The following is a 14,371-nucleotide window of genomic DNA, read 5'->3' on the forward strand; positions in this document are numbered from 1 at the left end:
GCCCGCACCTGTTCCGGCCCCGGCCGAGGGCTTCGGCACCCAGCCCCGCCCACCCCTGGCACTTACCTTGCCTGTCGAGTTCACCGCGTTCTGCCTGCGCCACCAGGAGCGCTACATCCGCTACGCCCGAGCCCGGTCTCTCGATGCGGGCAAGGCCCGGCAGATCGTCGAGTCCGTGCTCGGCGCGCTCGTGGTGGTCTGGCCCAGCGTCATCAGCAGCGACATGCCCTCCCGCGTGGCCTGGCAGGTACTCACTGCTCAGGTGGACTGGGCACTGCTTGACGCCGACCGGGCCCGCCGGGGCAATGCCGGAGATGCTGCGCATCTGGCACTGCCCCCCAGGCAGGCCGATGCCGTACTCCTGCGCTACCGGCTCTGTTTGAGTCGCGCGGAGACGGCGGAGCTGATGGGCGTGAAGGAGAGTGAGGTGGCCCTGGACCTGGCGAAGGCCGTCGACAGCCTGCAGAGCCAGGATCGTCACCGCCTGGACGCGACACCGGTCTTCCGCTGAGCGCGCCCCGCGTATGGGCATATGTCAGAGGCATGTGGAAGTTGCCCAGTTCGTCAAGTCAGCGCACGACTTGGCCCGCGCCACCCTAGTTGCTCGTGACATGCTTGTTACCGGGTAGATAGTGCATGGCTACGGGTGAGAGTGTTGATGGTGCAAGGACGCGAATTCCTGCCGGAAACGATCGACCTCAACAGGGCAAGCGTCCCTCGCATGTACGACTACTTCCTGGGCGGCAAGGACCATTACCCTGCTGACCGCGAGGCCTGCCACCGATTGCTGGACCAGGCGCCCCAGAGCCGGCTTTTAGCCCGCGCGCAGCGCCACTTCCGGCTTCGGGCCGTCCGGACCCTGGCTCTCGCCCATGGAATCGACCAATTCGTCGAGTTCGGCTGTGGACTGCCCAGGTGGGAGAACACGCATACAACCGCCCGCCGTGCCCGGCCCGAGAGCAAAGTCGTCTATGTGGACCGGGACCCCATGGTGGTCGCCCACGGGCGGGCATTGATGGAGGAGGCCGGCACGGCAGTGGTCCAGGGTGACCTGTCGCAGGCGCCGGGCATCCTCAGCCACCCCGACATCGCCAACCTGGTCGATCTCACCAGGCCCGTAGCCGTACTCGCTGTCTCCTATCTGCATACTCTCCCCGACCGGACTGGTGATCAGCCGGCCATCGCTCGTCTCATCGATGCACTGCCGACCGGAAGCTTCTTGGTGGCCAGTCAACTCATCAGCCGTGAAACGGAACTGGCCAACAGGATCGACGCGGTGATGCACGACGCGACGGGCGGGCAGTGGGGGCATGTGCGCTCTGTCCCCGAAGCCACGATTCTCTTCAATGGGCTCGAACTGCTCGATCCCGGAGTGACGGACGTGTCACTGTGGCGGCCTGACGACATGCAGGGCAGACCGGTCCCCGGACCGCTGCAGGAACTAGGCGGCATCGGGCAGAAATCCCGCTAACGGATGCTGCGGACCGTCTTCTTCAGCTCGCTGACCGTCTGAGCCGGCGAGAGCGCTGTCATGGACAGGTGGTCCAGCATGGACCGATACTGCGCGGTGTCCTCGGGCTTGTCGATGTAATTCGCTCCCGTCGGGTGCTCCAGATAGACCACATCCGGCAAGTCCGGCAGGCCGAACCGCAGCAACGTCACCGGGGTGCCGATAGCCAGACAGTCCGGCGGAAGCACCTGAAGCTTGATACTAGGAGAACTTGACATCTCGATGAGGTGCTCCAGCTGCCTGCGCATCAGTCCTGCACTTCCCAGAGGCCTGTGCAGCACCGGCCAGTCGACAACGGCCCACAATGTCGGGCTGACACTGCGCTGCAACAACTCCTGGCGGCGCTTACGCAGACCCACCCTGGCGCTGACCTCCTGCGGGGTGGCCAGCGGAACACCGCTCACGGTTACCGCGCGGGCGTATTCCTCGGTCTGCAACAGGCCGGGAACCAGCTGTACTTCATAGGTTCGGATCAGCTCCGCGGCCTCTTGCAGCCCCAGGAACTTGTCGAACCACGGAGGAACGGCTGGACCGAAATCCTCCCACCAGCCGGGCTCATTCGCCTTCCTGGCCAGTTCACACGCAGTCTCCAGCTCGGCGACCGCACCGTACCGCCGCATCAGGCAGCTCACATCGCCCACATGAGGAGGGGACTGCCCCCGCTCGAGCCGGCTGATCTTCGCTTCGGAGCAGCCGATCTCCGCGGCCGCCTCTCTCGCGCTCACCCCGGCCGCGATGCGCAGAGCCCGCAGCCTCGACCCCAGCGCCATGCTCAGCGCGGTCGGACTGAATCCCGGCAGAGAAAGGTAACTTCCGAGCGGGGGGTGCGGACGCTGGTCACTGGGAACAGCCTGCATGTGGGCTCCTGCGGGACGTCGCTTACTCGGATTATCCCACGCAGAAGCCCTCCGTCAGGGAACAACACCCCTGCCGAACAAGCAAGTTACATGCCGAGAGCGTCGAACTCGCCTTCCTTGACCCCGTGAAGGAAAGCGCTGATCTCCTCACGTGAGTAGATCAACGCCGGTCCCTGTGGGTCGCGCGAATTACGAAGCGCAACATCCCCGTCAGGCAACGCGGCCAACTCTACGCAGTTCCCCTGCGGTCCACTGTGCCGACTCTTCGCCCAGTCCACTCCTTCGAGTGAACCTGCAGAAATGCCATTGCGAAAATTGTCCATGCCGGATATCCCGTCTGCTGTTAGTTTCATCCCGCTGATGAAGCCCAGTGGCCTTCACAGTGGGAGCCCCTCGCCCCTCTTTTGCGTAGTAATCGTCGATGCAATTGCACGAGACGGGAGTGGGCTGGATACTAGCGACCGGCAGGCCGTGAGGGCTCCGGACAACTGAGCGCCCATCGGGGGATGAACAGTGCGGGCACCAGCATCGATTACACACTGCTGCGACAGCAGTGACCGAATCCAGTCCGGTCTGGCCGAAATGATCCCACTCGAAATCGGTAACCTCGCCGTCTCCCACCCCCCGGACTGGGGTCTGGCGCTCGGCATCAGCACCGCAGGGTTCGCCGCCAGCACATTCACCGACACCTTTGCCGCCCGGTCCCAAGTGCGGGAGTTCACCCACGAGACACTGGCCGAATGGGACGTGAACAGGCGGCAAGGGGCCGACGAGATCCTCGCCGTAGCCTGGGAACTGGCAGCCAACGCCATCCAGCATGCACTGCGCACCACTGCCCCCCACACGCGGACAAAGGCCTGGCTGGGACTCGTCCGCAAGGACGGCGCCATCGTCTGCGCCGTAACCGACCCCAGCACTTCTCTTCCACAGCACAGACCATCCAGCCTGCTCGACGAAACCGGCCGCGGGCTGTTCCTCGTCACAAGACTCAGCACGGCATGGGGATGGTCGGTCAGCCACGCAGGCACCAAGACCGTATGGGCGCGCGTACCCACACGGCCTTGAAGAGGCGAGTGCTGCGTCAGTGGCCGCACGCTCGAGAAGCCGGCCCAGGCAGGCGGTAGGTCCGTCCGCCAGGGCACCCTCCGTCCCAAACTCTCGCGGACGCTGACGCGCCAGCGTCGGCCTTTCACTCACCGCGGTCGTTGTCGTAGCGAACGGGCCGTCCTCTCCCACCCGCATGCACATCCCACAAGTTCCCACCGCTGCGCCGGGCGTCTGCGAGGCATGAGGCTGCCGTGCCGTGTGAAGAGAGCGGCGAGCGAAGAGGCGCCGTCGCGAGATCAGCCCCGCCGCCTGACAAGCCGAATCAGATAACTGATCGGACTTGAACGGGGGTGAAGTTGACGATAGCGTCAGCGCAGTAAAAGACCCGACGGGCCAGGAGGCAGGCCATGCTGCTCACGACGGGGCAAGTCGCCGAGGAGCTGGGCTGCGCAATCACCACCTACCGGCGCCTCGTCGAGGCAGGCGTACTCCCAGGGCTCTCCCGGCGGGGTGTTCGGGTGATGACGCCCCTCTGGGTCGTTCAAGCCCTGCAGGAACGAGAGCGTGCACCTCTGCACCACCTGGAGGCCAAGGAACTTGGGGTCCTACGTGTCGACGCGGCCCGCCAAGTCGAAGACACCGACCGACAATGGATCGGATACGGATCCAACCTCGGGCCCGACGACCTCCTCAAAGGCCTGCGCGGCTGGTGGCGCTGCGACGCCGCCAGTGTGGCTGCCGGGGGAATACTGCCGGTGACCCTGTCAGGCTACGTCGTGGCCGTCCTGACCGGCTTGGACACCTGGGAGAAAGGTGAGGGCGGCCGGCACACGTTTCCGGGCGCAGTCCTTGCCGGATACCTCACCGACCTGGCCACTCCTGTTAAGCACGTGACGGCCCCACGTCAAACGGACCGGAACGTAGCTGACCTTCTCCTGGGGACGCGCCTCACTTCGCATTCGGGCGGCGCGATCGCCTACGTCTCCACCGGAAACCGCCTCACCAACTGACCTGCGGGCATGAGGGATCGTGATGGACGCAAAGACCTATAACGCACAGTTGGCCGAGCTGCGCGTGCTGCGTGATGACATCAAGAAGTCCCAGGCCGCGCTCGCGAAGCTGGAGACGGACCGTGCACGGCAGATCACCGCGCTGGCCGGATACGAGAAGGCGAAGGCCGAGCGGATCGCACCTGCGGCCGGGCTCAGCCTTGCTGACGTGGTGGCCATCGCCCCGATCCTCGCCCCCGACCGGCTCACCACCGCCCCACCGGCAGCACAGTCCATCCCCGTCCAGCCGACGCCTCAACCCGGGGCAGGTCCGGCACCCACCAGTGTTGCTGAGGAGTCACCCGGCCGCTCAGGCACTGTTGCACCGGACATGACCCGACCGACTCCCGAACCTGCACCCAGCCGGCACTCGGAAACCAACGCGAGCGACACGGCGCCCGAACCTGCCTCAGTAGCCGGGCCCGCTACACAGACGCCCGGACGATGCTCAACCGATCCCGTCGCCCCTCAGGCACAAACACCACCAACTGCCCTTGCTCCGCCTGTGCGGACGGGAGAGCAGCGCGACCTTCCCGGCGTCCCTGAGGGCCCCGATGGCGACCGGTGGTTCGCACACACCGAAATCCTCACCTCCACACACCCCAACTTCACCCAGCAGGCCCGCAGCACCGTCTTCCTGGATACGCAGACGGGTGTGCTGGTGCACCGCGACCAGACGTTCCGCCTGGACCTGCCGACCGCCAGTGCCGCAGAGATTTTGAACACCGTCTTCCACGTTCTGCCCGACGGCGTCGAGCGGATCTACATCACCGCCGGGGCTCCCTGGCACCGCGTGGCAGACCAGCACCCCTTCCTCAAGGACGCTGTCGGAGCCTGGCTGAATGCCTCCACACCGGGCTGGCGTACCGACACCGGTCGCGGCAAGGACCGCATGGCCGGTCACTTCGTCCACCCCCGCAATCCCGTCGGCCGCTACCAGCGCGAAAACGGGGAGCAGCATGTGGAGATCCGCTCGGCGGGGGAGTGGTTCGACACCGAGGGCACCGAACCCGCCATCATCCGCGACGCGTTCGTTCTGCTCTGGAAAGCCCTGCGCCGTCACTGGCCCGACGCCGTCCTCATGGGCTCTCCCTCCCAGACCGGCCGGGACCTGTGGACCCGCACCGTCCCCACCAAGGGCCAGTACGCCGACGGCTACCCCGTCCTGTCCGAAGAGCTCCGCGGCCTCTTCCACGCGACGGCCGGACAGGGCCGCACCGAACTCATCACCCCGCCCCGCGTCCCTCAACAGCTTCCCGCCCTGGTCGAATACGACCGGACCTTCGCCTACGCCAAACACACCTGGAAATCAGGTGTCGGCACCCCCCGCCGCGTCACCGCCGCCACGTTTGCCTCCTGGTCCCAGAAGGAACAGACCAAAGCCCTGTTCGCCTGCGGGCACTGGCACGTCCGCGTCACCGTCCCCGACACCTGGAACCACGTCGGAATCCTTCCCGCACCCGCCCCCGGCGACCGCGCCTGGCACTACCCTGCCGCCCCCGGCCACACGTTCACCACCTGGGCAGGCGGACCCGAGATCTACACCGCCCTGTCCAACCCCTTGGGCCCGTGGAAGATCGAGATCCTCGACGGCATCCTCTTCGACGACGGCAAACCGCTCGACGACTGGTCCAAGAAGCTGAAAGAAGCCTGGGCTTCCCTCACCGCCCAGGCCGACCTCAACGGCGACCCCGCACAACGCACCGCCGCCCACCTCGCCTCCCGGGCCGTCCGCGCCATCCTCCTGTACGGCATCGGCGCCTTCGCCCAACGCCCCCGCACCGTCACCGGCACCACCCCCCGCACCGCAGAGCGCGACGTCCCCACCGACGCCGAAATCATCGGCTTCAACGACGAGACCATCACCTGGCAGCGCCCCACCGGCTTCACCCGCGACCCCAACGCCCACCCCGAATGGGCAGCCCACATCTGGTCCTCCGCCCGCGCCGCACTCCTCTCCCAGCGCCACCGCGAAGACGACACCTACGCCGGAGCCCTCCACACCCCGCCCGGCACCGTCGTCGCCTTCCGCACCGACGCCGTCTACCTCACCCAGCCCCAGCCATGGCCCTACCACGGCCAGCCCGGCGACTACCTGAACAAAGGCCACCTCACCGGTCCCGTCATCGCACCCGCCAGCGAAGACGAACTCCTCGCCCTGCGCGACCGAGGCCGCTCCACCCAGCAGCCCACGACCACCCCTGAGGCACCCTGATGCCGCCCCGCCGCCCCGCGCCCGGACCGCACCTGAACGAAGCAGCCCGCCTCGCCGACCAGCTCCAGGCAGCCGGCTACACCAAACGCGACATCGCCCGCATCATCAACCGCGACGCCTCCCTCGTCTCCCAGTTCTACACAAAGAACAAAGGTGCAGCCTTCGTCCCAGCCCTTACCCAAGTACTCGCCGCCGTCCAGACGGCGGGCATCACCGACACCACCGAACTCGCCACCATCGCAGCCAGGCACATCACCCGCCGCACCACCGCAGCAGGCACCAAAGCCCGAGTCCGCACCAAAGCCCTCCTCATCACCCCCACGGGCACCGGAACCGGCCGAGCCGGAGCGCAAGCCATCGCCTCCGGCTCCGCACGCCTACGCCCCCTCATCGCCGAAGCCGCCCGCCAGGGCCTACGCCTCGCGTTCACCGTGCGCCTGGCCAGAACCGGCTTCCTGCACGCTTCCGGAAGCAGGACCGACTCGCCAGGAATCCGCCGCGACGTCATTCAACGCGCCGACCACACCGAAGAGCGTTCCTACGGCTCTGCGACCAGCGGCGGGTTCGCAGCCACCGACTTTGCCCACCGCGTCGACCAAACACGTGGAGATGTGACCGCGGCTGTCCACCAATGGCTCGTGGAAAGCAGCCGCATCCGCCCAGACGCCCATATCGTGCACCTGGAAATCCGTACCTGGCGTCCGCGCTGACGCAGGACCGGTGGTGACGGATTCCTTGGTCGAATACCCAAACGGGTCTTCCCCGCTCCGCGAGCAGGGGCCGCAAGCCTCGCCGATGGCCCGGGTGACGGTCGAGCGTCCACGCCGAACCAGCAGGCCGGCACATCGTGAGTAACCCCGTGGCGAAGGTGCACCAGCGTGGCCAGGAGCCGGTCGACGAAGGCCATGCGGTGCTTCGCGCTGGGGCGCCCATCGCACGCTTCCGCGAGCGGGACACAAGCCTGACCTTGTGCCGTTCATGCCACAACGGGTCGAACTCGGCGACGAGTTCAGCGATCACAGCGGCCGACAGGCCCGTGATTCTCCGGTCGCTGATGATCGCTGTGCGCGTCGCTTTCCCCACCACGCAGCCATGATCGAAGATCCAGAGCTCGACGTCCCACCGCTAACCGTGCACGAGCTTGTTAGCCTGCGGCGGCGATCTTGTGAGCCCCGCGAGGACTGGGCTCCCCGGGAACAGGGTCCGGACCCGTTCGGCTCTTCGGCGCGCCTGCCTGGCATTTTCCAGCGCGAGTGCGAAGAGCACGCCGATCAGGGATGATCGTCGCCGCCGGTCTGGCGGATTTGGGACCGGCCTCGGCCCTTCGCTCGCTGGGTGAGGTGGCCCGCCGACGGGGTTGCGGACGCCGAAGTAGTACCGTGCGGCACTCGGTGGCCAACAGCCTGGTCGATGACGGCATCATCCCGGGCGTCGGCTGCTTGCGTGACACGCGGCCCTGACGTGGCCAGGGGAGAGGGAGATGCCGGGCGTGAGGTCCACCACGTCAGCGCGGACAGTACTGCTGCTGCGACCACCGCTCCGCTCGCCGTGCCGACTGCCCACCGGTCTCCGTCGTCGCTGGGCAACCAACCCCACGACGCCGCGCGCACCATCCACAGCACCAGAGCGAACGCCACTACCGACGAGGCGCCTGCCACCGTCCACCGTGCAGGACCCGACATCGCGAAGCCTCCCCTCTGCCCGCCTAACGCAGGATGTGCCCAACATGGCACACAGACAGGCTTCTTGTGTCGATTCGGCTGCACTTGATCAGGCCCTCGGGCCACACTGTGGCGCATGAGTCCACACGCCCCTGATGATGGGCTCGAATCAGCCGAGGACATCCGGCTCCAAGCCCGCGTGAAAGGCCAGGGACACGCCTACCAGGTCGTGAACGGCACACAGAGCATCGTCCACCATCACCACTACGAGGGCCTCGAGGCTCCGCTCGCTCTGCCCGACCTGCGTCTCTGGATCGACCGCATGACAACGGACTACCGCACCCTGACCAAAGCCAGCAACGCGCCTCTCGGGCGACGCCGCGCAGCGAGTCACGCCAAGGAACTCGACGCGTTGCAGCATGACCTAGCCACCCTTGCGAAATCCCCAAAAGATTCCGGTCAGCTCCGCCGTCTGCTCGCCGCGGGGGCCGCACAGTACCTCTACAAATGCACCCGGCTACCCGCCGAACCGCTCCCTGAGTCCGTCATGGTCGACCTCGCAGTCTTTGCCCTGTGGCCTGTCATCCAGACACCGGCACTGCCTTCGGGATGGCATGACGAACTCGCACAACTCACCTCACCCCGTCTAGCCCTGCTGGTGGCACAAGCCCGCCAAGCCGGCGAGGCTGGACGTCCGGTGGGCACCGATCTTTTCGGCCGCGCTCTGGCCGCCAAGCCGTTTGCCCACGGCATCCTGGCGCTGCTGGAAGACCTGGGCGACCCGAGAGGCGGTGGCGCATGCCTGACCCCCATAGCGCTGGCCCAGGGATTTACCGCGCCACCGCGCAAAGCTGAGCCCAAAGCCATGCTGGCCTGGCTGCTCGGTGCCGCCGCGGCGGGAGGCGCAGGAGCGACCACAGCTGCCGAGCTGGCGGACGAATCGTGGGCATGGATCCACCGCCAGGGCCGTGGACCAGCGGGCCCGCAGCCGACAGGCGATGCAGACCTCGACGATGACGGCCACATTGGGACCCACCGCGGGACCAGCCGAATTGCCCATGGAACTCGCACTGAAGCTGACGGCAACGGATTCCTAGACGATCTCCTCAACTGAGACGCGGTGTGCGCCATGGAAATTCTCAAGCATCTGCTGATCGCCATACTGATCACCGCCGCCCTGTGGGCGGTCTCGACGACGCTGCTGTTTCTGATCGGGTTCGGGCACGTCAAGGTCATCCGCGCGCTCATATCCATCCGCCGCACGATCCCTCGCCTACCAGCCGGTGCCGTGTTCCACTCGCGCGATGGCCAGGTGACGATGACTTGGTACAACGGGGCGCAGGACACAGACGAGAATCTCCTGTTCGCCCGCTTCTCGAAACCCACGCTGCTCACGTGGAAATCAGGACGTGGCAAGTCCAGAGCCGCCGTCGGCCGCAGAGTAACCGCGGAGTTGACATGGCGTACCGCGCTGCTCGCACTGGTCACGGTGCCTCTCTTCGTCGCAACCGTCTGGCTTGCCGTCAACGAGAGCTGGCTGTGGGTCTACGCGACGCTCTTCCTGGTGGCCCACTACGCCCTGAGAATGGTCACCAACCAAATCTTCTTCCTCAGGTTCGGGGTCGTCAGCTACGTAACTGCGAATTTGTTCCTGGAGCGAGCGAGGCTATGGCACCCATCCCCAACCATCGCCGCATCGCTGCTCTTCGGCGTCGTGATGTCAGCCATGGCCTTCCTGGTCATGGCTGAACGAATGGGAAGCACAGCAGCAGACAGCCGTTGAGGTGCACAAACGTCACCGGGAACACCCGTGCGGGAATCCGTACACCTGTCGCCTCGGACTCGGCCATACGCAGGACAACCCGGCACGCTCACCGCCGTTTGGGCGCGCCACCTGTCACCTTCGCGGCCACCCTGCTGCCAGCTCGCCTGACCCCTCCGTACGACCGGCGTCATCGAAAGATCTGTCGGCCGAACCGTGCCGGTGATCGTCCACGAGCTGGAGTACTACGAGGCGATCGCCCGGCAAACCGAGGCCGCCAACCCGCCCGGCCTCGCCGACGAGTTCACCTCATGGCTTCGCATCCGCCGCTCTCGCCTTCGTGCTCCTGCCGCCGCCACTCCGGTCCAGGCAGTCGAGTCGTTACCTCGCCGATTGCGTCCAGGTGTTGCCGCTGACCGCTGAGGCGTGGAAGGCGGCGAACGCTCGCAGTCGAACGCACCGTCACACAGTTACGTCTGCCTTCAGTCCTGGCTGAATGAAGGGGCGACCCCGTGTTGCGCCCCGCCCCAGGGACACGTAATCGCCTATCTCCACATATGCAGCGATGTTTATCTGAAAACACACCCGTAGCAGAGGCAGCATGACTACGGTCACGTCACATGAGGTTTCTGCACACTTCGGACTGGCATCTGGGCCGCCGGTTCCACGGGAATGACCTGGTCGACGCCCAGCGCAAAGTTCTTGATCACATCTGCAACACCGCCCGCGACGAACACGTGGACGCCCTGCTCGTCGCAGGAGACATCTACGACAGGGCCATCCCCAGCCTGGACGCAGTGCGCCTGTTCAGCCATGGCCTGAACCAGATGGCAGACCTGGGCATACCGACCATCATGATCAGCGGGAATCACGACTCCGCACACCGCCTCGGAGTCGGCTCCGCACTCCTCGCCCGAGCCGACGTGCACCTGAGGACCGACCCGGCCGATGCCGCCACCCCCATCCTGCTGAACAGCCCCACCGGCACCATCGCCATCTACGGAGTGCCCTACCTCGAGCCCACCCTGGTTCGCACACATCTCGAAGCCGAAGCCGCCACCCATCAAGCAGTCCTCACCTCGGCTCTGGACCGGATCCGCGCCGACCTCGCCACCCGCCCCACCGGCACCCGCTCCATCGTGCTGGCCCACGCCTTCATCACCGGCGCGACCGGCTGCAAGAGCGAACGCGACATCAGCGTCGGCGGCGTCGACCACGCCGCCGCGAGTGTCTTCGACGGCATCGACTACGTCGCACTCGGACACCTCCACGGCGCCCAGCGGGTCAACAACCGCATCCACTACAGCGGCTCCCCGCTGGCCTACTCCTTCTCCGAAGCCGGACACGACAAGTCCCTGACCCTGATCGACCTGCCCGCCGGTGCAGCACCCACCGTGACCCGAACCGCCCTGCCCGCGGACCTGCAGCTGCCGCTGGCGCGCCTCACAGGCCGGCTGGAAGACCTCCTGTCAGACCCCGCCCACGAATCCCTGGCCAAGTCCTGGCTGCACGTCACCCTCACCGACACCGCCCGCCCCTACGAACCGATGGCACGCCTCCAACAGCGCTTCCCTTACACACTCGACCTCGAGCACAAGCCCACCGCCATCCCCACACAGACGACCACTAGCCCTACCTACAGCGAACGGCTCCGCGGCCGCGGTGACCTCGACATCACCCACGACTTCATCTCCACCGTGCGGGGCACCCAGCCCACCGACGAAGAGCGCAGCCTCCTCCAGGAAGCGATCGACAACTCCCGCGTCAGCGCCCAGGAGAAGGAAACCGTCTAATGCGCCTGCACACCCTGCAACTGCAGGCTTTCGGCCCCTTCGCCGCTACCCACACCGTCGACTTCGACACGCTGTCCGGCGACGGCCTCTTCCTCCTGTACGGCGACACCGGCGCCGGCAAAAGCACCCTCTTCGCCGCGATCTGCGTCGCCCTCTACGGCGAGCCCCCCGTCGACCGCAACCTGCAACTGCGCAGCGACCACGCTGCCCCCGGTCTCCTGACCGAGGTGACACTAGAGGCCACCCTCGCCGGGAAACGCCTGCGGATCCGGCGGATCCCGGCGCAGATGAAGCCGAAGGTCCGCGGCGACGGTGACACCCTGCAGAAAGCCGAGACCTACCTCAGCGAATGGTCCCTCGACTCCTTCGGACAGGGACGCTGGGAAGCGCTGAGCAAGTCCCACCGGGAAGCCGCGGACGAGATCAAGGACCTGCTGGGCATGAGCCGGCAACAGTTCTGCCAGGTCGTCCTCCTGCCCCAGAACGAGTTCACCAAATTCCTGCGTGCAAGCGCCTCCGACCGCAAGAATCTGCTCGGCAAGCTCTTCCACACCCACCGCTTCGGATCCATCGAGGACTGGCTGGCAGCGCGCAAGAGCACCCTCGCCAAACAGCGAGACGAGGCACGCAACGACGTTGTGCGCCTGGCCGAACGAACCCAGCAGCAAGCCAGAGACGACCTCGAACCCGAACAGGGCGCACCTGCGGCCTCCGACCCCGCCACCCTCACAGGCCCTGCCCTCGCCTGGTCAACCGCCCTGCACACCAAAGCCACCACCCACGAAAAGGACGCAGCCACCGCTGCCGCTATCGCGGAAAAGGAACTAGGAGCCTTCCGGGACAGGGAGCACGCCGTACGCGATCTCGCCGTCCACCAGGAAGCACACCGCGCAGCACGCCAGCGGCTCGACGCTCTCGAAGAACAAGCAGAGCAGCAGGCCGAACTGAGCCGGCAACGCCAACGCGCCCTGCAAGGCCAGAAAGTGGCCCCACTGCTGAAGGCCGCCGCCTCAGCCGCCACCCAGCACACCCGTGCGCAGGAAGACGAACACGACGCCCGTACCCTTCTCAACCCTGAGCACGCCACGCTCAGCCCCGCCGAGCTGACCACCGCCGGCCAGCACCTGCGCGCCGATATCGGCGCGCTGCGCGCGCTGCTCCCCGACGAGGCCACCCTGCAGCAGTACCGGACAGAGCTGCAGAAGCTGGATGACGAACGACAGGACCTGGCCCAGGACCTTCTTGACGCCGAAGCCTGGCTCAATGACGAACCGCAGCGCCGCAGCATCCTCAAGGTCCGTCTCGAAGCTGCCCGCACCGCTGAGGAAGCCAGCCGACGGCACACTGCGGGACTGGCACTGCTTGCCGACCGCCTGGACGCGGCGAAACGCCGAGACGACTACGAAAAGAAGATCACCAAGACGCAGCAGACCCTCGTCACGGCCCAGGCCGCCACGAAGAAGGCCGCCCAAGACCATATCGATATCCGGCGCAGGCGCACCGACGGCATGGCCGCCGAACTCGCCCTCCAGCTCACCGAAGGTGAACCCTGCGTGGTCTGCGGCTCTCCCACGCACCCCAACCCCGCTGCCCCCCACCCCGACCAGCCCACAGCCGCCGATGAACAGAACGCCGAAAACCGCCACATCAAGGCCCAGGACACCCAGGACACGCTCCAGGAAGAGCTACGACAACTGACCGGGCAGGCTGCCACCGCTCGAGGCGAAGCAGGAGGAGACACCCCCTGGCCGAGCTCATCGCCGAACACACCACCCTGCAGCAACACCTGGGACAAGCCCTCGAAGCCGCAGCCGACACCGGGTCCGCAACCGAAGAGCTCGACAACCTCGACCAGCAGCACACCCAGACCGAAGGCACCCGCACCAACACCGCCACCCGTCTGGCCGCCATCGACACCAGCTGCGAGAGCCTCTCCACCCAGATCCAGGACCTCGACCAGAAGCTCGCCACCGCCCGCGCCGACGCCCCCACCCTCACCCAGCGCATCACCCAACTCACAACGACAGCCGACCGCCTCAACACCGCAGCCGACCGCGCGAACGACGCCGCCCGCACAGCGGCGGATCACCAGCTGGCAGCCGAACAAGCAGAACAAGCCGCCCGCACCGCCGGATTCGACTCGCTCGACACCGCGGCACAAGCACTACTGACCGACGACGCCCTGCACGCCCTGGAAGAAGAAATCAACGAATGGCGCGAACAGCGCGCCGCCGCCACCACCCGCCTCCAGGACCCCGCCCTCACCGCCGCCGCAGCCCAGCCACCCGCCAACCTCAACGAAGCTGCCGCACAACTCGACGCCGCCACCACCCACCACACCCACGCCGCCACCAAAGCCGCACACGCCACCGAACGCACCCGCGCCCTCGCCGCCCTCCTCACCCAACTCACCACCCACATCCAGCACCTCGAACCCCTCGAACACTCCTACCGCACCGTCGACCACCTGCACGGCC

At 66.6% G+C, this 14,371-nt stretch carries 13 protein-coding genes and 1 pseudogene; 10 read left to right on the forward strand and 4 right to left on the reverse strand.

Annotation, left to right across the window (positions count from 1 at the left end):
* Positions 1 to 67 precede the first annotated feature (67 nt).
* Both OG844_RS45370 and OG844_RS45375 read left to right on the forward strand, forming a co-directional pair.
* Entirely contained in the window at positions 68 to 511 is a 444-nt protein-coding gene (locus tag OG844_RS45370; RefSeq protein ID WP_406387285.1) for a sigma factor-like helix-turn-helix DNA-binding protein, read from the forward strand.
* Positions 512 to 658: 147 nt separating this feature from the next.
* A complete protein-coding gene (locus OG844_RS45375; RefSeq protein ID WP_406387283.1) occupies positions 659 to 1,471 on the forward strand; it encodes an SAM-dependent methyltransferase in 813 nt (270 codons plus the stop codon).
* Here OG844_RS45375 and OG844_RS45380 read toward each other — a convergent pair.
* Both OG844_RS45380 and OG844_RS45385 read right to left on the reverse strand, forming a co-directional pair.
* Positions 1,468 to 2,367 (reverse strand): helix-turn-helix domain-containing protein, encoded by a 900-nt coding sequence (locus OG844_RS45380; protein ID WP_406387282.1) that lies wholly within the window; start codon positions 2,365 to 2,367, stop codon positions 1,468 to 1,470. The genes OG844_RS45375 and OG844_RS45380 overlap by 4 nt on opposite strands.
* An 86-nt stretch (positions 2,368 to 2,453) precedes the next feature.
* Positions 2,454 to 2,690 (reverse strand): DUF397 domain-containing protein, encoded by a 237-nt coding sequence (locus tag OG844_RS45385; RefSeq protein WP_406387281.1) that lies wholly within the window; start codon positions 2,688 to 2,690, stop codon positions 2,454 to 2,456.
* A 259-nt stretch (positions 2,691 to 2,949) separates the two neighbouring features.
* Here OG844_RS45385 and OG844_RS45390 point away from each other — a divergent pair, with 259 nt between their 5' ends.
* The 4 genes from OG844_RS45390 (at position 2,950) to OG844_RS45405 (ending at position 7,388) form a co-directional block, all read left to right on the forward strand.
* On the forward strand, positions 2,950 to 3,432 hold the full coding sequence (locus OG844_RS45390) for an ATP-binding protein (RefSeq protein ID WP_406387280.1): 483 nt from the start codon (positions 2,950 to 2,952) through the stop codon (positions 3,430 to 3,432).
* Between the two features lie 389 nt (positions 3,433 to 3,821).
* Positions 3,822 to 4,424 carry a DNA-binding protein gene (locus OG844_RS45395; RefSeq protein WP_406387279.1) on the forward strand — a complete coding sequence of 201 codons (603 nt, stop codon included), beginning with the start codon at positions 3,822 to 3,824 and terminating at the stop codon, positions 4,422 to 4,424.
* A gap of 22 nt (positions 4,425 to 4,446) precedes the next feature.
* Entirely contained in the window at positions 4,447 to 6,678 is a 2,232-nt protein-coding gene (locus tag OG844_RS45400; RefSeq protein ID WP_406387278.1) for a hypothetical protein, read from the forward strand.
* Positions 6,678 to 7,388, forward strand: a complete 711-nt coding sequence (locus OG844_RS45405; RefSeq protein ID WP_406387277.1) for a helix-turn-helix domain containing protein — start codon at positions 6,678 to 6,680, stop codon at positions 7,386 to 7,388. Before OG844_RS45400 ends, OG844_RS45405 begins: the two co-directional genes overlap by 1 nt.
* A 149-nt stretch (positions 7,389 to 7,537) precedes the next feature.
* Here OG844_RS45405 and OG844_RS45410 read toward each other — a convergent pair.
* Positions 7,538 to 7,585: pseudogene (locus OG844_RS45410) on the reverse strand (hypothetical protein); the annotation flags it as partial.
* An 890-nt stretch (positions 7,586 to 8,475) separates the two neighbouring features.
* On the opposite strand from OG844_RS45410, the gene OG844_RS45415 reads away from it, so the two are divergent.
* From OG844_RS45415 to OG844_RS45430, 4 genes are all read left to right on the forward strand, one after another.
* Positions 8,476 to 9,453, forward strand: coding sequence for a hypothetical protein (locus tag OG844_RS45415; RefSeq protein ID WP_406387276.1), 978 nt, complete (start codon positions 8,476 to 8,478; stop codon positions 9,451 to 9,453).
* A 15-nt stretch (positions 9,454 to 9,468) separates the two neighbouring features.
* The gene (locus OG844_RS45420) at positions 9,469 to 10,122 is read left to right on the forward strand and encodes a hypothetical protein (protein WP_406387275.1); all 654 of its coding nucleotides are present in this window, start codon (positions 9,469 to 9,471) and stop codon (positions 10,120 to 10,122) included.
* Between the two features lie 599 nt (positions 10,123 to 10,721).
* Positions 10,722 to 11,894, forward strand: a complete 1,173-nt coding sequence (locus OG844_RS45425) for an exonuclease SbcCD subunit D (protein WP_406387273.1) — start codon at positions 10,722 to 10,724, stop codon at positions 11,892 to 11,894.
* Positions 11,894 to 14,065 carry an AAA family ATPase gene (locus tag OG844_RS45430; RefSeq protein ID WP_406387271.1) on the forward strand — a complete coding sequence of 724 codons (2,172 nt, stop codon included), beginning with the start codon at positions 11,894 to 11,896 and terminating at the stop codon, positions 14,063 to 14,065. The genes OG844_RS45425 and OG844_RS45430 overlap by 1 nt, the downstream gene beginning before the upstream one ends.
* On the opposite strand, the gene OG844_RS45435 is transcribed toward OG844_RS45430, so the two are convergent.
* A complete protein-coding gene (locus OG844_RS45435; protein WP_406387270.1) occupies positions 14,059 to 14,367 on the reverse strand; it encodes a hypothetical protein in 309 nt (102 codons plus the stop codon). The genes OG844_RS45430 and OG844_RS45435 overlap by 7 nt on opposite strands.
* Between the last annotated feature and the right edge of the window lie 4 nt (positions 14,368 to 14,371).

The sequence above is a fragment of the Streptomyces sp. NBC_00887 genome, from assembly GCF_045207585.1.

Bases quoted from the DNA above. Each gene is read 5' to 3' on its own strand.
- OG844_RS45390 (WP_406387280.1), top strand. From the start codon at position 2,950: ATGATCCCACTCGAAATCGGTAACCTCGCCGTCTCCCACCCCCCGGAC.
- OG844_RS45420 (WP_406387275.1), top strand. From the start codon at position 9,469: ATGGAAATTCTCAAGCATCTGCTGATCGCCATACTGATCACCGCCGCC.
- OG844_RS45400 (WP_406387278.1), top strand. From the start codon at position 4,447: ATGGACGCAAAGACCTATAACGCACAGTTGGCCGAGCTGCGCGTGCTG.
- OG844_RS45425 (WP_406387273.1), top strand. From the start codon at position 10,722: ATGAGGTTTCTGCACACTTCGGACTGGCATCTGGGCCGCCGGTTCCAC.
- OG844_RS45415 (WP_406387276.1), top strand. From the start codon at position 8,476: ATGAGTCCACACGCCCCTGATGATGGGCTCGAATCAGCCGAGGACATC.
- OG844_RS45395 (WP_406387279.1), top strand. From the start codon at position 3,822: ATGCTGCTCACGACGGGGCAAGTCGCCGAGGAGCTGGGCTGCGCAATC.
- OG844_RS45375 (WP_406387283.1), top strand. From the start codon at position 659: ATGGTGCAAGGACGCGAATTCCTGCCGGAAACGATCGACCTCAACAGG.
- OG844_RS45430 (WP_406387271.1), top strand. From the start codon at position 11,894: ATGCGCCTGCACACCCTGCAACTGCAGGCTTTCGGCCCCTTCGCCGCT.
- OG844_RS45405 (WP_406387277.1), top strand. From the start codon at position 6,678: ATGCCGCCCCGCCGCCCCGCGCCCGGACCGCACCTGAACGAAGCAGCC.
- OG844_RS45380 (WP_406387282.1), bottom strand. From the start codon at position 2,367: ATGCAGGCTGTTCCCAGTGACCAGCGTCCGCACCCCCCGCTCGGAAGT.
- OG844_RS45385 (WP_406387281.1), bottom strand. From the start codon at position 2,690: ATGGACAATTTTCGCAATGGCATTTCTGCAGGTTCACTCGAAGGAGTG.